We start from the raw sequence: 17,402 nt of genomic DNA, 5'->3' as shown, positions 1-17,402 counted from the left end.
CGTGACGACAACCGTGGTGACGACCGTGGGCCGCGTCCGGCGTTCCGTCGTGACGACAACCGTGGTGACGACCGTGGGCCGCGTCCGGCGTTCCGTCGTGACGACAACCGTGGTGACGACCGTGGGCCGCGTCCGGCGTTCCGTCGTGACGACAACCGTGGTGACGACCGTGGGCCGCGTCCGGCGTTCCGCCGTGACGACAACCGTGGAGGCGACAGCCGCGGAGAGCGTGGTGGCTTCCGTGGCCGGGACGACCGGGGTGACCGCGGACCGCGTCGGGACGACCGAGGCGGCCGTCCTGGAGGGCCCCGTGGGGACGACCGCGGTGGCCGTCCCGGAGGGTTCCGTGGGCGCGACGACCGGCGTGACGACAGCCGTGGTGGATACGACCGCGGAGACGACCGGCGCGGTGGCGGCCGTTTCCGTGACGAGCGGGACCGGGACAGGGAGCCGATCAAGCGGCTGCCGATCGCCGAGGACGTCACGGGCGACGAGATCGACAAGGACGTCAAGCAGGAGCTCCAGAGCCTGCCGAAGACACTCGCGGAGGACGTCGCCAAGAACCTGGTGATGGTCGCCCGGCTCATCGACGAGGACCCCGAGGGCGCGTACGCCTACTCCAAGATCGCTCTGCGGCTGGCGTCGCGTGTCGCCGCCGTACGGGAGGCGGCCGGATTCGCGGCGTACGCGAACCAGAAGTACTCCGAGGCGCTCGCCGAGTTCCGGGCCGCGCGGCGGATGACCGGGGGTGCGGAGCTGTGGCCCATCATGGCTGACTGCGAGCGTGGCCTCGGGCGGCCGGAGAAGGCGCTGGACATGGCCGGGGCGCCCGACGTGAACAAGCTGGACAAGGCCGGTCAGGTCGAGATGCGGCTCGTCGCGGCCGGTGCCCGGCGTGATCTGGGGCAGTTGGACGCGGCCATCGTGACGCTGCAGAGCCCTGAGCTGGCCTCCAACTCCGTACAGCCGTGGACGGCGCGTCTGCGGTACGCGTACGCCGACGCCCTGCTCGCCGCCGGCCGGGAGGACGAGGCACGGGAGTGGTTCGCGAAGGCCGTGGAGTCCGACAAGGACGGCAGCACGGACGCCTCGGACCGGCTCGCGGAGATGGACGGAGTCGACTTCGTCGACGCGCTCGGTGAAGAGGGCGACGTCGAGGCCGAGGGTGTTTCCGAGAAGGTGGAAGCGGAAGCGGAAGCGGACGTAACCGAAGCGGATGACGTGGAAACGGACGAGGACGACAAGGACTGACGTCCGTAAGTGACAAAGGGCGGGATCCCCTCAACGGGATCCCGCCCTTTGTCGTTCTACGACGGCTCAGAGTTCCAGTGCGCGCAGCACCAGGCCCGACGCCGGCTTGGGGCCGAACGACGTCGACTTGCGGGGCATCGTGACGCCCTGGCGGGCCAGGTCGCGGACGACCTCCTCGCGGACCGGGTGCATGAGGACGGCCGTACCGCCGTCGCGCTCCGCCTTGCGGACCGTGGCGGCGGTGTCGTGGATGTAGGCGATGCGGGTCGGGTCGTCCTCGGGGACGTGCCAGACGTGGTCGAGGAGGGTGGCGTGCAGGACCGTCGCGTCCAGGGTGCGCCAGGCCGCGGGACGGTCCGTGGGGACCGTACGGGCGAGGAGGTCCTGGTCCGGGCGGTCGATGAGGTGGAAGGCGCCGTCTCCGGCGAGCAGGAAGGCGTTGCCGGCGCAGGCCGCGTCGGCGAGGGTGTCCAGGGCCTCGGCCAAGGGGAGGTCGAGGCGGCGTATGCGGAACAGACCCTCGAGTGGAGCCAGGGCGTCCGCTACCGGCAGGCCGTGCAGAAGACGGTGGATGGCGCGGACGCGGAGGGGGTAGCGGGCCGTGTCGACCAGGAGGACGAGGCCGAAGTCCCAGGGGCTGGGCGAGGGGTGCTCCGCGCGTAGACGGAGGGAGGTCGCCCAGCGGTGATGGCCGTCGGCGATGAGTGCCTGGTGGCCGGCGAGGTCGGTCTGGATCGCGGCCACGTCGGCGGGGTCGGTGATCGCCCAGAGGCGGTGGCGGTAGCCGTCCTCGGTGGTGGTGGCCAGGAGCGGCTCCTGCTCGGCCGTGCGTTCGACGACGGCTGTCGTGTCGGTCGGAGAGCCGTTGCCGCGGTACGTGAGGAGCAGGGGCTCCAGGTTCGCGGAGGTGGCGCGCATGAGGGCCGCGCGGTCGGCGACCACGTGCGGCATGACGTCCTCGTGCGGCAGGACCACGCCCTCCGACGGATCCGACAGACGCAGGGTGCCGATGACGCCGCGTTGGAGCATGCCGTCGGTTGCGCGCTGTTCGTAGACGTACAGGCCGGGATCGGGGTCGGCGGTCAGGACGCCCTCCGCGAGCCAGCGGCGCAGGGTGTCGGCCGCCTGTTCGTTGCGGGCCGTGGGAGTGATCGCCTGGGGCAGGATCAGTCGGACGATGTTGTACGGGTCCGCGGACTGGAGGTGGACGACGCCGTCGGGGCGTACGACGACGTCGTACGGCGGGGACGTCACGGCCGCGAGGCTGCCGACCCGGTCGGGGTCGTATCGAAGGCCTCGGAACGGGGTGAGTTCCAGGCCCCGGCGCGCCATTGCTTCCGAGTGACCTGCGGTGTTCATCCCGGCATCGTACGTGTGTCAGTGGTGTGAGGGATGATCGGGGGAAAGCCGTCGAGCGAGGAGCGATGTGGAATGAGCCAGAGCGTCAGGACGAGGCCCGAGGGCAGTGGCCAGGCCCTGAGCGAGGCGTACGACACCGCGCTGCTCGACCTCGACGGGGTGGTGTACGCGGGCGGGAACGCGATCGTGCACGCCGTCGAGTCGCTGGCCACGGCTCGGGCCGGCGGCATGCATCTCGCGTACGTCACCAACAACGCGCTGCGGACGCCGGACACCGTCGCCGAGCATCTGACCGAGCTGGGGATACCGACGGAGGCCGGTGACGTCATCACCTCGGCTCAGGCCGTCGCGCGGCTCATCAGTGAGCAGGTGCCCGCGGGGGCGCGGGTGCTGGTGATCGGCGGGGAGGGGCTGCGGGTCGCGCTGCGGGAGCGGGGGCTGGAGCCCGTCGAGTCGGCCGATGACGATCCGGCCGCGGTGGTACAGGGGTTCGGAGGCCCGGATCTGCCGTGGGGGCGGTTCGCTGAGGCTTCGTACGCTGTCGCGCGCGGGGTGCCGTGGTTCGCGTCCAACACCGATCTGACGATTCCCAGCGGGCGCGGGATCGCGCCGGGCAACGGGGCGGCGGTGGAGGTCGTGCGGATCGCGACCGGGGCCGAGCCGCAGGTCGCGGGCAAGCCGTTGCCTCCCATGCACCGGGAGACGATCCTGCGGACCGGCGCCGAGCGGCCGCTGGTCGTCGGGGACCGGCTGGACACGGACATCGAGGGCGCGTTCAACGGGGAGGTCGACTCGCTGCTCGTCCTGACCGGGGTGACCGACGGGGCGCAGTTGCTGGCCGCGCCGCCGCAGCACCGGCCGACGTATGTCGACGCTGATCTGCGCGGCATGCTCACGGGGCAGCCCGAAGTCACCGAGGTGGATGGCGGGTTCCGGTGCGGCGGTTGGACGGCGACGGCCGGTGCCGAGCGGCTGGAACTGGACGGTGAGGGGGAGGCCCTGGACGGGCTGCGGGCGCTGTGTGCGGCGGCGTGGACGGCGGCCGGTGCGGGAACGTCCGAGCTGGACGGAGGGAAGGCGCTCGCGCGGTTGGGTCTGTGAGGGGTGCACTTGGTGCCCGCCCTGTGAACCCGTGCAGCGGGATCGTGGCTGAATCCGAGGGTAGGCTAACCTAACTGCGTGTTGGTCGACAGTCCTCCCGAACAGCGCGCGGAGACCGCCCCCGCGCCCCCAACCCGCCAGGCGATACGCGCCCTTGGGTTGCTCGTGTCCGTCGCGATCCTGGTGCTCGTCGCATTGGCGAGCATCGCGATCGGGGCGAAAGAGCTGTCGATGGGGCAGGTCTGGCACGGCCTGTTCGAGGACTCGGGGACATACGGCGATGTCGTCGTCACCGAGCGGCTCTGGCGGACCCTGCTGGGTCTGCTGGCCGGTGCCGCGCTCGGTCTGTCCGGCGCGGTCCTCCAGGCGCTCACGCGTAATCCGTTGGCCGACCCCGGGCTGCTCGGCATCAACGCGGGTGCGTCCGCGGCGGTCGTCACCGCCATGACGTACTTCGGTGTCACCAGCCTGACCGGCTACGTCTGGTTCGCCTTCTTCGGCGCGGCCGCGGTCGGGGCGCTGGTGTGGTTCCTCGGTGGCAGCCGGGGGGCGACGCCGGTGCGGCTCGCGCTCGCCGGCACGGCGATCAGTGCCGCGCTCTACGGCTATCTCCAGGCCGTGATGATCACGAACGAGGCCGCGCTCGGCAAGATGCGTTTCTGGACGGTGGGTTCGCTCTCCTCGGCCAGTGAGTCGACCATCCTCCAGGTCCTGCCGTTCCTCGCGGTCGGCACCGTCCTCGCCCTCGCGCTCGCCCGCCCGCTCAACGCCATGGAGATGGGCGACGACACCGCCAAGGCGCTCGGCGCCGACCTCAACCGCACCCGGGCGCTGTCGATGCTCGCCGCCACCGTGCTGTGCGGGGCCGCGACCGCCGCCTGCGGACCGATCGTGTTCGTCGGCCTGATGGTGCCGCACGTCGTGCGCTCCTTCACCGGGCCCGACCTGCGCTGGATCATGCCGTACGCGACCGTCCTGTCGCCCGTGCTGCTGCTCGGCGCCGACGTCATCGGCCGGATCGTCGCCCGGCCCTCAGAACTTCAGGTCGGCATCGTCACCGCGATCCTCGGTGGCCCGGTCTTCATCTTTCTCGTACGACGGCGGAGGACGGCGCAGCTGTGAAGACCAACCGTGCCATCAGGACGCCGGGCGGGCTGTCGGTCCGCCTCGACGTCCGTGCCTTCACCGTCGTACTGCTGCTCCTGGCCGCCGCGCTCACCGCGAGTGTCGTACTCATCGGCACCGGCGACTTCCCGATCCCGGCCGGCGACGTGCTCAAGACGCTGCTCGGCAACGGGAACGCGGGCCAGGAGTTCATCGTCAACGAGCTGCGGCTGCCCCGGGTCCTCGTCGGGCTGCTGGTCGGCGCCTCGCTCGGGCTCGGCGGGGCGCTGTTCCAGGCCGTGTCCCGCAACCCGCTGGGCAGCCCCGACATCCTCGGTCTCGGACAGGGGGCGACGGCCGGTGCGCTCGTGATGATCGTGCTGTTCTCCGGGAACGCGGCCGAGGTCACCGTCGGGGCGTTGGTGGGCGGTCTGGTGGCCGGGCTCTCCATCTATCTGCTCGCGTGGAAGCAGGGTGTGCACGGATACCGGCTGGTGCTGGTCGGCATCGGTGTGTCCGCGATCCTCACGGCGGTAAACGGCTATCTGCTGACCGTGTCCGACATCGTCGACGCGGCCCGGGCGATGGTCTGGATGACCGGCTCGCTCAGCGGCCGTGACTGGGACCAGGTGTGGCCGCTGCTCTGGCTGTGCGCCGTCCTCGTGCCGCTCGTCCTCGCCAACGCGCGCGGGCTGCTGATGATGGAGATGGGCGACGACGTGTCGAACGCCCTCGGGGTGCGCGTGGAGCGGGTGCGGGGGCTGCTGATGATCGCCGCCGTCCTGCTCACCGCGTCCGCGACCGCCGCCGCCGGTCCGGTCAGCTTCGTGGCGCTCACCGCGCCGCAGCTCGCCAGACGACTGACCCGCTCGCCCGGACCGAACCTGCTGCCCTCGCTGTGCATGGGGGCCGCCCTGCTGGTCAGCGCCGACTGGATCTCGCAGAAGGTCTTCGGCGCCGACCAGATGCCGGTGGGCGTGGTCACCGGTGTGCTCGGCGGTGTCTATCTGCTGTGGCTGCTGGTCACCGAACGGAAGGCGGGCCGGATATGAGCGGCTCGCGGAAGCCGGACATGAGCGGCTCGGCGAACAACACCCGGGCGAACCAGAACACCCGAAGGAGCACCGTGAACCGCCTCTCCGCCGAGAACGTCACCCTCGCCTACGACCAGCGCGTCATCGCCGAGCAGTTGTCGGTGGAGATCCCCGACAACTCCTTCACCGTGATCGTCGGCCCGAACGCGTGCGGCAAGTCCACGCTGCTGAGGGCGTTGTCGCGGATGCTGAAGCCGAACCAGGGCCGGGTGCTGCTCGACGGGCAGGTCATCCAGTCGATGCCCGCGAAGAAGGTCGCGCGGACGCTGGGTCTGCTGCCGCAGTCGTCCATCGCGCCCGACGGGATCACCGTCGCCGACCTGGTGGGCCGTGGCCGCTACCCGCACCAGGGCATCCTGCGCCAGTGGTCGACCGAGGACGAGCGGGTCGTGCAGGAGTCGATGGCGCAGACCGGGGTCGCGGAGCTCGCGGACCGGTACGTCGACGAGCTGTCCGGCGGTCAGCGCCAGCGTGTGTGGATCGCCATGGCGCTCGCCCAGCAGACCCCGCTGCTGCTCCTGGACGAGCCGACGACCTACCTCGACATCCAGCACCAGATCGACGTACTGGATCTCTGCGCCGAACTGCACGAGGAGCAGGGGCGCACGCTGGTGGCCGTCCTGCACGACCTCAATCACGCCGCCCGGTACGCCACGCATCTGATCGCCCTGAAGGACGGCAGTGTCATCGCCGAGGGGGCGCCGAACGACATCGTCACGGCCGAGCTGGTCGAGGAGGTCTTCGGGCTGCGCTGCCAGGTCATCGACGACCCGGAGACGGCGACGCCGCTGGTGGTGCCGGCGGCGCGGAAGGCGCGGGTGGAGGACAGGAAGACGGACGTGAAGAAGGTGGCTGCCGCCAAGGCCTCCTGAGCTACAGGAGCTTGCGCAGCTGGAGCAGGTCGCGCAGGCCCGCCTCCAGCTTGACCCGGCCCGAGCCCCAGGCCTTGGCGAAGTTCAGCTCGCCGTCGACCAGGGCGACCAGATCGTCGCCCTTCATGGTCAGCCTGATCTGGGCCTTCTCGGGAGGAGGGCCCTGGACCGTGTCGTGCACCACGATCCGGCCGCCCGTCATCCGGCCGACGAAGGTGGTGTCGAGGTCGGTGATCCGGCAGCTGACCGAGCGGTCCATGGTCGCCGCCGTGCGGACGTCCCCCTCGGCGCGCTGCATGGTGTCGGAGAGCTTTTCGAGTGCGGCGCGGCACTCCTCGATCGTGGCCATCGAGATCGACGGTACCCCAGCCCTTCGGGGTAGCGTCTGGGCATGAGCGACGCAGCCCCGGAGACGCAGAACCTCGAGGAGGCGGTGGGGCCGGAGCGCGAACCCGCCGCCCCGGCCCCGCTGAACGTCTCCCGCACCCCCACCGGCAACGCCGAGGTGGACGCCCACCTGGAGCGGCTCGGCGACGCCGACCACCTCGCCACCGACGGACACGTCGAGGTGTACGAGGATGTACACCGGGGGCTGCGCGACGCGCTCACCGAGCTCGACGCCCGCCCGGGACCTCCGGCGCCCCCGTCGTCGTATGAGCAGAGGGCGCCTTCACCCTCGTATGGCAATAGGAGCTGAACCGAACGTGGCAGGAGTCGCACGCCAACGTCTCGACGCGGAGCTGGTCCGGCGGAAGCTCGCGCGCTCGCGCGAGCACGCCAGCCAGCTGATCGCCGCCGGGCGGGTCAGTGTCGGCAAGACCGTCGCGACCAAGCCGGCCACGCAGGTGGAGACGGCGGCGGCGATCGTGGTCTCGGAAGACGACGGCGATCCCGGCTATGTGTCCCGGGGTGGGCACAAGCTTGCGGGCGCGCTGCAGGCGTTCGTGCCGCAGGGGCTCGTCGTCGAGGGGCGGCGGGCGCTGGACGCCGGTGCGTCCACCGGCGGGTTCACCGATGTGCTGCTGCGGTCGGGGGCCGCGCACGTCGTCGCCGTCGACGTCGGGTACGGGCAACTCGCGTGGACTCTTCGGAGCGATGAACGCGTCACCGTCAAGGACCGTACGAACGTACGCGAGTTGACGCTTGAAGCGATCGATGGGGAGCCCGTGGATCTTGTAGTGGGGGATCTGTCCTTCATTCCGCTCGGGCTGGTGCTGCCCGCCCTGGCGCGGTGCGTGAAGCCGGACGCCGATCTGGTGATGATGGTCAAGCCGCAGTTCGAGGTGGGGAAGGAACGACTGGGTAGTGGGGGAGTCGTACGGAGTCCGCAGCTGCGGGCGGAGGCCGTGCGTGGAGTGGCCGAGAAGGCGTGGGAACTCGGGCTCGGGGTGAAGGGCGTCACGGCAAGTCCGTTGCCCGGGCCCTCGGGCAATGTCGAATACTTTCTGTGGCTGCGTGCCGGGGCGCCTGTCCTGGATCCGGCCGACGTTGACCGTGCAGTGGCGGAGGGGCCTCGTTGACACAGAACCGAGCTCGTACTGTTTTCCTGCTCGCCCACACCGGCCGGCCTGCGGCCATTCGCAGCGCCGAGCTGGTGGTGAAGGGGCTGCTGCGTGAGGGCATCGGCGTACGGGTGCTGGAGTACGAGGCCGCCGATCTGCCGTTGCCGGACGAGGTGGAGCTGGTCAAGGAGGCGACTCCGCTGTGCCTCGACGGGTGCGAGCTGCTGATCGTGCTGGGTGGGGACGGGACGCTGTTGCGGGGGGCCGAGTTCGCCCGGGCCTCCGGGGTGCCGATGCTGGGCGTCAACCTCGGGCGCGTCGGGTTCCTCGCCGAGGCCGAGCGGGATGATCTCGACAAGGTCGTCGACCGGGTGGTGACGAAGGCGTACGAGGTCGAGGAGCGGATGACCGTCGATGTCGTCGTGCACAGCAACGGGGACATCGTGCATACGGACTGGGCGCTGAACGAGGCGGCGGTGCAGAAGGCCGGCGCGGAGAAGTTGCTCGAGGTCGTCCTGGAGATCGATGGGCGGCCGGTGACGGGGTTCGGGTGCGACGGGATCGTGCTGTCGACGCCGACCGGGTCCACCGCCTATGCCTTCTCTGCCGGCGGGCCTGTGGTGTGGCCTGAGGTGGAGGCGTTGCTGATGGTGCCGATCAGTGCGCACGCGCTGTTCGCGAAGCCGCTGGTGACATCGCCGGATTCTGTGTTGGCTGTGGAGGTTCTGCCACATATTCCGCCGGGGGTTCTGTGGTGTGACGGGCGGCGGACCGTCGAGCTGCCGCCCGGGGCCAGGGTCGAGGTGCGGCGGGGGGCTGTGCCGGTGCGGTTGGCTCGGCTGCATCATGCGTCGTTCACGGACCGGCTGGTGGCCAAGTTCGCGTTGCCCGTATCCGGGTGGCGGGGGGCGCCTCACTAGGCGGCTGCGGGGGGCGTCCGGGGAGCGTCGGCGGGTGCGGGGGGATCGTGGTTGCTCGCGCAGTTCCCCGCGCCACTTCGGGGCGCTTCCCTCCCCCGGGTGACAGGGTGCCTCGCACTTGGCTGCTCTTACCTCGTAAGGTCTTCACCGTGCTGGAAGAGATGCGGATACGGTCGCTCGGAGTCATCGATGACGCGGTCGTCGAGCTGTCGCCCGGGTTCACCGCTGTCACGGGTGAGACGGGTGCGGGCAAGACCATGGTCGTCACCAGCCTGGGGCTGCTGCTCGGTGGGCGGGCGGACCCGGCGCTCGTGCGGATCGGGGCCGACAAGGCGGTCGTGGAGGGGCGGATCAGCGTCCCCGCGGGCTCTGCGGTCGTGGTGCGGGCCGAGGAGGCCGGGGCGGAGCTCGATGACGGGGCGCTGCTCATCAGCCGTACCGTTTCCGCCGAGGGGCGGTCCCGGGCGCATGTGGGTGGGCGGAGTGTGCCCGTCGGGGTGCTGGCCGAGCTCGCCGATGAGCTGGTGGCGGTGCACGGGCAGACGGATCAGCAGGGGTTGCTGAAGCTGTCCCGGCAGCGGCAGGCGCTCGACCGGTACGCCGGGGACGCCGTCACCGTGCCGCTGGCCAAGTACACCGAGGCCTATCGGCGGCTGCGGGCCGTGGCCGTGGAGCTCGACGAGATCACCACACGTGCGCGTGAGCGGGCCCAGGAGGCCGACATGCTGCGCTACGGCCTCGACGAGATCGCCGGCGTCGAGCCGCGTGCCGGGGAGGACGTCGAACTGGCGGAGGAGGCCGAGCGGCTCGGGCACGCGGAGGCCCTGTCGTCCGCCGCCACGGTCGGGCACGCCGCTCTCGCCGGGAATCCCGAGGACCCCGAGGGCATCGACGCCGCCACGCTCGTCGCGGGCGCCCAGCGGGCCCTGGAGGCCGTACGGTCGCACGACCCGGCGCTGGCCGCGCTCGCCGACCGGATCGGGGAGATCGGGATCCTGCTGGGCGATGTCGCGGGGGAGCTGGCGGGGTACGCCGACGACCTCGACGCCGATCCGCTGCGGCTGGCGGCCGTCGAGGAGCGGCGGGCGGCCCTCACGGCGCTCACGCGGAAGTACGGTGAGGATGTCGCCTCCGTACTGGCCTGGGCCGAGCAGGGGGCCGCGCGGCTCACCGAACTCGACGGCGACGACGAGCGGATCGACGAGCTGACCGCCGAGCGGGACGCGCTGCGGGCGGAACTGGGCGGGCTGGCGCAGGCGTTGACGGATGCGCGTTCGGAGGCGGCCTCGCGGTTCGCCGCCGCCGTGACCGCGGAGCTGGCCTCGCTCGCGATGCCGCACGCGCGCGTGTCCTTCGACATCCGGCAGACCGAGGACGCGGAGGGTGTCGAAGTCGGCGGACGGGCCGTCGCGTACGGGCCGTCCGGTGTCGACGAGGTCGAGCTGCTGCTCGCTCCGCATCCCGGGGCGCCGCCGCGGCCCATCGCCAAGGGGGCGTCCGGTGGTGAACTCTCCCGCGTGATGCTGGCCGTCGAGGTCGTGTTCGCGGGGACGGATCCCGTGCCGACCTATCTCTTCGACGAGGTCGACGCCGGCGTCGGTGGCAAGGCCGCGGTCGAGATCGGGCGACGGCTCGCCAAGCTGGCGAAGTCCGCGCAGGTCGTGGTCGTGACACATCTGCCGCAGGTGGCCGCCTTCGCGGACCGGCAGTTGCTGGTCGAGAAGACCGACGACGGTTCTGTCACGCGCTCCGGTGTGAAGGTCCTCGAAGGCGAGGAGCGGGTACGGGAGTTGTCCCGGATGCTCGCCGGGCAGGAGGACTCGGAGACCGCGCGGGCGCATGCGGAGGAGTTGCTGGAGGCGGCTCGGGCGGACGCGTAGGGCTCCTCACGCACAGGGCTCCTCACGGATAGGGCTCCTCACGCGCAGGGCGTTTCGCGCACAGGGTCCTTCAAGGGACGTGCGGACTAGGGTGGCCGGATGATCAGCCGCCCGGTCTCCCTCGCTCTCGCCGCCGTCCTCACCCGCGCCGCCGTCGGTGCCCTGCGGGCCGAGGCTCCTGGCGGACGTGATCGTTGGGAGCGGAAGAACTACGCCGGGCGCACCGTCGAGTTGTACGCCGGCCCCGCCTCCGCGGCGGGCGCCGCGCTCGTCGCCGCTCGCGTCCACCCCGTCGCCGGGCTCGCCGTGGCGGCCGCCGGGGTCTGTGGGGCGTACGACGATGTCGCCGGTGTAGACGACCCGCGCCGTGGCTTCCGTGCGCATCTCCGCGCGTTGCGGGAAGGCGAAGTCACCAGCGGCGCCGTCAAGTTGTTCGGTATCTCGGCCGCAGGGCTCGTCGCGGGGGCGTTCCTCAAGGAGCGGGTCGTCGACAAGGTACTGGCGGGGGTGGTCATCGCCGGCGCCGCGCACTTCGTCAACCTGGTGGATGTGCGGCCGGGGCGGGCGGCCGGTTCGGTCGTCGCGTTCGGGGTGCCGGGGATGCTGCGCAACGGGTCCGGGGGAGAGTTGGCCGCCGCGGTCGTGGGCGCCGCCGCTGCCGTGCTGCCGGAGGACCTCGGTGAGCGCACGATGATCGGCGACACGGGTGCGCACGCGCTGGGCGCGGCTCTGGGCGCCGCCGCGGTGGCCGGCAACGGGCGGGCGGGGCTGGTCGCCCATGCCGCCGCCGTCGTGGCCGCGGCCGTGTACGGGGACAGGGTGAGTGAGGTCGCGCGATCGCTGCCGCTCGGGCTCCCCGAGTGACCCCGTTCGCTCCGGCCACGCCCCGTTTCTCACCCGTGTGAGTGACCCACCCCCTCTCCTCCCAGAACCCCCACACCTCCGGCGTTCCCGGAACACCCGTACGTGCTGGCATCCTTGGCCTAGAACGCAGTACGCGTAGGAAGCGCGCGGTACACCCCTCCGCTCGACACCTTCTGTACGTTTCCTCGTGACCGCCCGACCCGAACCAGGAGCCCCGGCCACGTGACCCCCGTGAGCAGCCACTCACCGCACGGCCAGTCGCCGCTGCGCACCGTTCAGGTGCTCGGCGGTGGCAACGCCCGCAGCAGCGCGCATGTGCGGTCCCTGGCCTCCGGGCTGGTCGCGAGGGGCGTGCGGGTGACCGTATGCGCCCCTGTCGACGCCGATCGCACCTACGACTTCAGCGGTGCCGGCGCCGAACATGTGCACGTGCCGCGCAGCAGCGACCCGGGGGCCGTCGCCGCGTTGCGTGCCGCCTGCGCGGACGCCGACCTCGTCCACGCGCACGGGCTGCACGCCTCGTTCCGCGCGGTGCTCGCGCTCAGCGGGCGGCGGACTCCGCTCGTCGTCACGTGGCACGACCGGGCACATGCCGAGGGGGCGCGGGCCCATCTGGTCCGGCTGCTGGAGCGGCGGGTCGTGAAGGCCGCCTCCGTGGTCCTCGGGGCCAGTTCGACACTGGTCGACCGGGCGCGGGCGACGGGGGCGCGGGACGCGCGGCTCGCCGCCGTCGCACTGCCCGGGGTCCGCAAGGCCGTGCGGCTCGAGGACCCCGATCGGCCGCGGCCCAAGGTGCGGGCCGAACTCGGCGCCACCGGGCGCCCGTTGCTGATGGCCGTCGGCTCCCTCGACAGCCATCGGGGGTACGACACCCTGCTGGACGCCTCGCGCGCGTGGCGGGAGCTCGACCCCGTGCCGCTCGTCGTGATCGCGGGGGAGGGGCCGCTGCGCACGGAGTTGCAGCGCCGGATCGAGGACGAGGGGCTGCCGGTGCGGCTCATCGGGCGGCGCGACGACGTGACCGAGCTGCTCGCGGCCGCCGATCTCGCGCTGTTGTCGAGCAGTTGGGAGTCCCGTTCCGTCCTCGCCCAGGAGGCCCTCCACGCGCGCGTGCCGCTCGTCGCGACCGACGTCGGCAGCATGCCCGAGCTCGTGGGCGACGCCGCCGAACTCGTGCCGTACGGCGACGCGGAGGCCCTCGCCGACACCGTCGTACGCCTTCTCGGCGATCCCGAGCGGTGCGAGGAGCTGCGGGCGAAGGGCGTACGCCAGGCCGCCACCTGGCCGTCCGAGGACGAGACCGTAGCCCAGGTGCTCAGCGTCTACGACGAGTTGACGCAGCCACGGCCCCTCGTCTAGAGGACGTGCCTGCGGGCTCTCAGGGCCAGGCTCAACGCCAGTACCGTCTGCGGGTCGTCGAGGTCGGTGCCCAGCAACTCGCCGATGCGAGCGAGGCGGTTGTAGAGCGTCTGCCGGTTCAGGTGCAGTTCGCGTGCCGTTTCCGCCTTGCGGCCCGCGTGCGCGAGGTAGGTCTCCAGGGTGGGCAGCAGCGGTGGCTTGGAGCGGTGGTCGTGGTCGCGGACCGGGCCGATCGCACGGTCGACGAAGGCCGCGAGGTCCGGATGGTCGCGCAGCCGCCACAGCAGCAGATCGATGTCGAGGCGGCGGGCGTCGTACCAGGGCCGGTCCGACAGACCCTGCGCGGCGGTCGCCGTCTCCGCGGCGTGCCGCAGCCCCGCCGAAGCCGCCGCCCAGCCGCCCGCCACACCGACGACCACCACCGGCGGCTGTGCCCCCGGCCGCTGCATCCCGGCCCGCTCCACCCCCGCCCGCAGCGCCGCCGCGACCCGGTCCGCGACCGCCGCCCGCTCCGACTCCGAGCGCAGGCCCAGCAGTACCAGGACACGGCCCTCGACCGGTCGTACGCCCAGCAGGACCGGGACCCCCACGGCGGCCAGCTCCTCCGACACCGCCCGCGCCAGCACCGCCCAGCCGCCGCCGGGGGACAGGGCGTCGCCGAGCCGCATCACCACGGGCAGCAGCGGACTGGTTCCCGGCTTGAAGCCCAGCACGCGCGCCTGCGCGGGCGCGTCCTCGGCGGTGATACGGCCCTCGGCGAGGTCGGTCAGGAAGTCGCCCCGGCCCCGCGCGGCCAGCTCCTCCTCCTGCCGTGCCTGCATCAGCACCACGGCGAGGATGCCCGCGGCCCGCTCGGCCGCCATCCGGTGCACAGGGGCGAGCGGAGCGCGCACGGGGAGCAGGACCAGCCGGGCTCGCACCGAACCCGTGCCCGGGCCGCCCCCGGGCACGTCCACCAGCACGGAGCCGGCCGGCGGGGTGTCCTTGTGCTGGCTCCGCAGCCCCTCCCACACCTGGAGCGGATCCGCGCCCTCGGGGCCCGCCCCGGCGGCGTACAGCAGCTGGCCGTCGGTCGTCTCCAGGAAGACCGGGTTGTCGCTGAAGTCGGCCAGGATGCCCAGCACCTGGGGCACCCCGCCGCCGCCCAACAGGGCCTCGGTACAGCGGCGATGCACTTCCTCGGCCCGCTGGAGCAGCGCGTAGTGGCCGTTGACGATCTCGGTGTGGATCTCCTCCGTCACCGTCACGAACGGCACCTCGCGGTGCAGTTGGACCAGTGGCAGCCCGGTCGTGCGGGCCGTGTCGACCAGGGCCGCCGGGAGGCGGGTGAAGCGCGGGCCGAGTTCGACGACCAGGGCCGCGATGCCCCGCTCGGCCAGAGTGCGGACGAACGCACGCTGTTCGGCCGGACGGGTACCGAGCCCGTAGCCCGTGGTCAGCAGGAGTTCGCCACCCTTCAGCAGGGAGGCGATGTTGGGCACCTCACCCGCGTGCACCCAGCGCACCGGCCGCTGCAGCCGGTCGGCGCCCGCGAGGATCTCGGGGAGGCCGCTGCGCAGGCCGGGCAGCTCCAGCGCCCGCTGAACAGTGATACCGGCGCCCTGGCTGTCGAATCTGCTGTCCATGAGCCGGACGCTACCCGCGCCCGCGCCCCGGGCACATCTCCGGGCGACGACGTCGCGGGTTGGGGCGCGGGTGATCGGGTACGCGCGCGTGCATGGACTTCAGCGTGGTGGCCGTGGCACGGGAGGACGACAGTCCGGTCGAGGAGCCGGTGCGGGTGGCGGTGGCCGCCGACCGGCTCGGGTACCGGGAGGTGTGGGCGGGCGAGGGGCCGACATGGGACTCCTTCGTCCTGGCCGCGGCCATCGGCGGCGCCACCGAGCGGGTCGCCGTGACGGCGGGACCGGTGCCGGTGAACGTGCGCGACCCGTACACCATCGCCCGGGGCGCCGCCTCGGTCGCCGCGCTCATCGGTCGCCCGGCCGGCGTGGCGCTGGGGACGTCCAGCAAGCGGGTGGTGGAGGGGGTGCACGGGCGGTCCCGGGTGCGGCCCGCGGCGGTGCTGGAGGAGAGCGCCGAGGCCGTACGACGTCATCTGCACGCCCTGCCCGGCGCACAGGTCGGTGCCTTCCGCCGTCGGCTGCCGGCGCCCGGCGGCCTCCTCACCGTGGCCGCGTTCGGCCCCCGCGCCATCGCCACCGCCGCCGCGCACGCCGACCGCATGCTGCTGGACGTCGTCTCCCCGGAGCAGGTGCGCGAACTGCGCGGCGCGCTCGACAGGGCGGCAGAGAAGGCGGGCCGTACACCGCCCACGCTGGCCGCCTGGCTGCCGGCGGCCGTCGATCCGGCGCCGGAGTCACTCGCGCAGGTGCTGGGCAGCATCGCCGGATATCTGACCGTGCCGGGCTACAGCGACGTCTTCGCCGACGCCGGGTTCGGCGAGGCGGTGGAGCTGGCCGCGTCCGGCGCCGACCGGGACACCCTGGTGCGGGCCCTCCCGCCGGAGGCTGCCGCCACGGTCGGTCTGGTCGGCGACCTGGACGCCGTACGCGCGCGTGTCGACGCGTACGCCGAGGCCGGGCTCGACGAGATCGCCCTGGTCCCGGCGACCGCGGGCGACCCGGGAGGGCGGCGGACACTGACGGCGCTCGCCCCCGGCCGCCGCTGACCGGCCACCCTCCGCAGGCTCCGGACCTCATGCCGGTCTGATGTTGTGGTTGAACCGGAAGACGTTGTCCGGGTCGTACTCCCGTTTGAGCGCCGCCAGCCGCCCGGTGTTCTCGGCCCCCAGCCCGGCCACCACCCGCTCCGTGCCCTCGTCGCCGATGAAGTTGAGGTAGACGTCACCGGTGCTCCACGGGCGGGCGTCCGCGCGGACCTCGCGCACCCACTCCACGCACCGGTCGTCGTCCGCCGGGTCCTCCCAGGCCGCGAAGGGGTGCACGCCCCACGGCGCGCCCCGGTACGGCACGGGGTAGTCCGACGGGCCGTCGGCGACCGCGCCGCCCTCCGGGAACAGCACGTGCAGCGTGCCGCTCGGGACCGGCATGGAGTCGGCGCGGGCGCAGAAGACGTCCACGTAGTCGTCGGGCAGGCCCGTCAGATACTCCGCCGACCAGTAGTTCCGCAGGCCGGGCGGATCGTCGAGCATGCACTGGACGTCGGCGTAGGGCATCTGGCCGACGATCTCCACCTCGTGCGGCAGGGCCAGCAGCGGCTCGGCGAGTTTGCGCATGTCCTCCTCGGTGCCGGCGTACGTCAGCAGCGCACCGCACAGCATCGTGCCCACCAGCTGGGGCGGCATGAACTCCTCGGCCTGGCCGGTGAGATAGATGACGGCGCCGCCCGCCTCCAGGGGGCCGGACTCGATGATGTCGCGGTAGGTGCGCACGGCTTCAGGGCCGAACTCCGGGAGATACAGCAGCAGGGCGATGGAGAACGCCGGCAGCTCGTGCAGCTTCAGGGTGAGCGCGGTGGCGATGCCGAAGTTGCTGCTGCCGCCGTGCAGGCCCCAGAAGAGCTCCGGGTTCTCGTCGGCGCTCGCATGGACCTGCGAGCCGTCGGCGGTGACCAGCTCCACGCCGAGGAGGTTGTCGACGGCGAGTCCCCAGCAGCGCTCCAGCCAGCCGCTGCCACCGCCCAGCACGAAGCCGCCCACCCCGGTGGTCGAGGCACGTCCGCCGGTGGTGGCCAGACCGTACGGCTGGCAGGCGCGGTCCAGGTCGCTCATCGTGGCGCCGCCCGCGACCCGTACCGCCGCGGCGGCCGGATCGACGGTGACTCCGCGCATATGACGTAGATCGACGACCAGACCGCCGTCGTTCAGCGCCATGCCGGCCACGCTGTGTCCGCCGCCGCGTACCGCGATCGGCAGATCCAGGTCACGGGCGAAGCGCACGGACCGTACGACGTCTTCCTCGGACACGCACTGCGCGATCGCCGCGGGTCGGCGGTCGATCATCGAGTTGTAGACGGTCCGGTTCTCGTCGTAGCCCGGATCCCCCGGGGCGAACACGTCGCCGACCAGGTCTTCGCGGAGCGCGGCGAGTGCCGTGCCCGCCTTCGACGGGGATGCCATGGGGCGCCCCCTTTC

Annotated in this window: 16 protein-coding genes; 12 read left to right on the top strand and 4 right to left on the bottom strand. The window is 72.3% G+C overall.

What is annotated here, in order from left to right:
• Positions 1-462 precede the first annotated feature (462 nt).
• Complete coding sequence (locus tag ACWD3I_RS27075) at positions 463-1,251, top strand: tetratricopeptide repeat protein (RefSeq protein WP_365399422.1); 789 nt, start codon at positions 463-465, stop codon at positions 1,249-1,251.
• Between the two features lie 66 nt (positions 1,252-1,317).
• On the opposite strand, the gene ACWD3I_RS27070 is transcribed toward ACWD3I_RS27075, so the two are convergent.
• Complete coding sequence (locus ACWD3I_RS27070) at positions 1,318-2,610, bottom strand: DUF1015 domain-containing protein (protein ID WP_365399239.1); 1,293 nt, start codon at positions 2,608-2,610, stop codon at positions 1,318-1,320.
• Positions 2,611-2,682: 72 nt separating this feature from the next.
• On the opposite strand from ACWD3I_RS27070, the gene ACWD3I_RS27065 reads away from it, so the two are divergent.
• The 4 genes from ACWD3I_RS27065 (at position 2,683) to ACWD3I_RS27050 (ending at position 6,781) form a co-directional block, all read left to right on the top strand.
• Entirely contained in the window at positions 2,683-3,711 is a 1,029-nt protein-coding gene (locus ACWD3I_RS27065; protein ID WP_365399241.1) for an HAD hydrolase-like protein, read from the top strand.
• 78 nt (positions 3,712-3,789) lie between these two features.
• Positions 3,790-4,833, top strand: a complete 1,044-nt coding sequence (locus tag ACWD3I_RS27060) for a FecCD family ABC transporter permease (RefSeq protein ID WP_365399244.1) — start codon at positions 3,790-3,792, stop codon at positions 4,831-4,833.
• On the top strand, positions 4,830-5,867 hold the full coding sequence (locus tag ACWD3I_RS27055; RefSeq protein WP_365399246.1) for a FecCD family ABC transporter permease: 1,038 nt from the start codon (positions 4,830-4,832) through the stop codon (positions 5,865-5,867). The genes ACWD3I_RS27060 and ACWD3I_RS27055 overlap by 4 nt, the downstream gene beginning before the upstream one ends.
• Complete coding sequence (locus ACWD3I_RS27050) at positions 5,864-6,781, top strand: ABC transporter ATP-binding protein (RefSeq protein ID WP_451084193.1); 918 nt, start codon at positions 5,864-5,866, stop codon at positions 6,779-6,781. The genes ACWD3I_RS27055 and ACWD3I_RS27050 overlap by 4 nt, the downstream gene beginning before the upstream one ends.
• Position 6,782: 1 nt before the next feature.
• On the opposite strand, the gene ACWD3I_RS27045 is transcribed toward ACWD3I_RS27050, so the two are convergent.
• Complete coding sequence (locus ACWD3I_RS27045; RefSeq protein ID WP_365399249.1) at positions 6,783-7,130, bottom strand: SCP2 sterol-binding domain-containing protein; 348 nt, start codon at positions 7,128-7,130, stop codon at positions 6,783-6,785.
• Positions 7,131-7,172: 42 nt separating this feature from the next.
• On the opposite strand from ACWD3I_RS27045, the gene ACWD3I_RS27040 reads away from it, so the two are divergent.
• The 6 genes from ACWD3I_RS27040 (at position 7,173) to ACWD3I_RS27015 (ending at position 13,306) form a co-directional block, all read left to right on the top strand.
• Positions 7,173-7,478, top strand: coding sequence for a hypothetical protein (locus tag ACWD3I_RS27040; RefSeq protein WP_365399252.1), 306 nt, complete (start codon positions 7,173-7,175; stop codon positions 7,476-7,478).
• Positions 7,479-7,485: 7 nt separating this feature from the next.
• A complete protein-coding gene (locus ACWD3I_RS27035) occupies positions 7,486-8,301 on the top strand; it encodes a TlyA family RNA methyltransferase (protein WP_365399255.1) in 816 nt (271 codons plus the stop codon).
• Positions 8,298-9,203 carry an NAD kinase gene (locus ACWD3I_RS27030; RefSeq protein WP_046256761.1) on the top strand — a complete coding sequence of 302 codons (906 nt, stop codon included), beginning with the start codon at positions 8,298-8,300 and terminating at the stop codon, positions 9,201-9,203. Before ACWD3I_RS27035 ends, ACWD3I_RS27030 begins: the two co-directional genes overlap by 4 nt.
• A 161-nt stretch (positions 9,204-9,364) precedes the next feature.
• Positions 9,365-11,083: a DNA repair protein RecN gene (gene recN / locus ACWD3I_RS27025; RefSeq protein WP_365399428.1), complete on the top strand. Its 1,719-nt coding sequence runs from the start codon at positions 9,365-9,367 to the stop codon at positions 11,081-11,083.
• 99 nt (positions 11,084-11,182) lie between these two features.
• Complete coding sequence (locus ACWD3I_RS27020) at positions 11,183-11,947, top strand: hypothetical protein (RefSeq protein ID WP_365399258.1); 765 nt, start codon at positions 11,183-11,185, stop codon at positions 11,945-11,947.
• A 222-nt stretch (positions 11,948-12,169) separates the two neighbouring features.
• A complete protein-coding gene (locus tag ACWD3I_RS27015) occupies positions 12,170-13,306 on the top strand; it encodes a glycosyltransferase family 4 protein (RefSeq protein WP_365399261.1) in 1,137 nt (378 codons plus the stop codon).
• Here the strand turns inward: ACWD3I_RS27015 and ACWD3I_RS27010 are convergent.
• A complete protein-coding gene (locus ACWD3I_RS27010) occupies positions 13,303-14,931 on the bottom strand; it encodes a PucR family transcriptional regulator (RefSeq protein ID WP_365399263.1) in 1,629 nt (542 codons plus the stop codon). The two genes, ACWD3I_RS27015 and ACWD3I_RS27010, sit on opposite strands and share 4 nt — an antisense overlap.
• A gap of 92 nt (positions 14,932-15,023) precedes the next feature.
• Here ACWD3I_RS27010 and ACWD3I_RS27005 point away from each other — a divergent pair, with 92 nt between their 5' ends.
• Positions 15,024-15,977, top strand: a complete 954-nt coding sequence (locus tag ACWD3I_RS27005; protein ID WP_365399266.1) for an LLM class F420-dependent oxidoreductase — start codon at positions 15,024-15,026, stop codon at positions 15,975-15,977.
• A gap of 27 nt (positions 15,978-16,004) precedes the next feature.
• Here ACWD3I_RS27005 and ACWD3I_RS27000 read toward each other — a convergent pair whose 3' ends face one another.
• The gene (locus tag ACWD3I_RS27000; RefSeq protein WP_365399269.1) at positions 16,005-17,387 is read right to left on the bottom strand and encodes an FAD-binding oxidoreductase; all 1,383 of its coding nucleotides are present in this window, start codon (positions 17,385-17,387) and stop codon (positions 16,005-16,007) included.
• Between the last annotated feature and the right edge of the window lie 15 nt (positions 17,388-17,402).

The sequence above is a fragment of the Streptomyces sp. NPDC002817 genome, assembly GCF_053592055.1.
The sequence above is the reverse complement of the archived record's forward strand: the minus strand, read 5'-3'. Positions and strand labels throughout refer to the sequence as shown.

What these genes read in the sequence shown, in the direction of transcription:
- ACWD3I_RS27070 (WP_365399239.1), bottom strand. Translation starts at nt 2,610, where the DNA reads ATGAACACCGCAGGTCACTCGGAAGCAATGGCGCGCCGGGGCCTGGAA.
- ACWD3I_RS27065 (WP_365399241.1), top strand. Translation starts at nt 2,683, where the DNA reads ATGAGCCAGAGCGTCAGGACGAGGCCCGAGGGCAGTGGCCAGGCCCTG.
- ACWD3I_RS27050 (WP_451084193.1), top strand. Translation starts at nt 5,864, where the DNA reads ATGAGCGGCTCGCGGAAGCCGGACATGAGCGGCTCGGCGAACAACACC.
- ACWD3I_RS27045 (WP_365399249.1), bottom strand. Translation starts at nt 7,130, where the DNA reads ATGGCCACGATCGAGGAGTGCCGCGCCGCACTCGAAAAGCTCTCCGAC.
- ACWD3I_RS27040 (WP_365399252.1), top strand. Translation starts at nt 7,173, where the DNA reads ATGAGCGACGCAGCCCCGGAGACGCAGAACCTCGAGGAGGCGGTGGGG.
- recN (WP_365399428.1), top strand. Translation starts at nt 9,365, where the DNA reads ATGCGGATACGGTCGCTCGGAGTCATCGATGACGCGGTCGTCGAGCTG.
- ACWD3I_RS27020 (WP_365399258.1), top strand. Translation starts at nt 11,183, where the DNA reads ATGATCAGCCGCCCGGTCTCCCTCGCTCTCGCCGCCGTCCTCACCCGC.
- ACWD3I_RS27010 (WP_365399263.1), bottom strand. Translation starts at nt 14,931, where the DNA reads ATGGACAGCAGATTCGACAGCCAGGGCGCCGGTATCACTGTTCAGCGG.
- ACWD3I_RS27005 (WP_365399266.1), top strand. Translation starts at nt 15,024, where the DNA reads ATGGACTTCAGCGTGGTGGCCGTGGCACGGGAGGACGACAGTCCGGTC.
- ACWD3I_RS27000 (WP_365399269.1), bottom strand. Translation starts at nt 17,387, where the DNA reads ATGGCATCCCCGTCGAAGGCGGGCACGGCACTCGCCGCGCTCCGCGAA.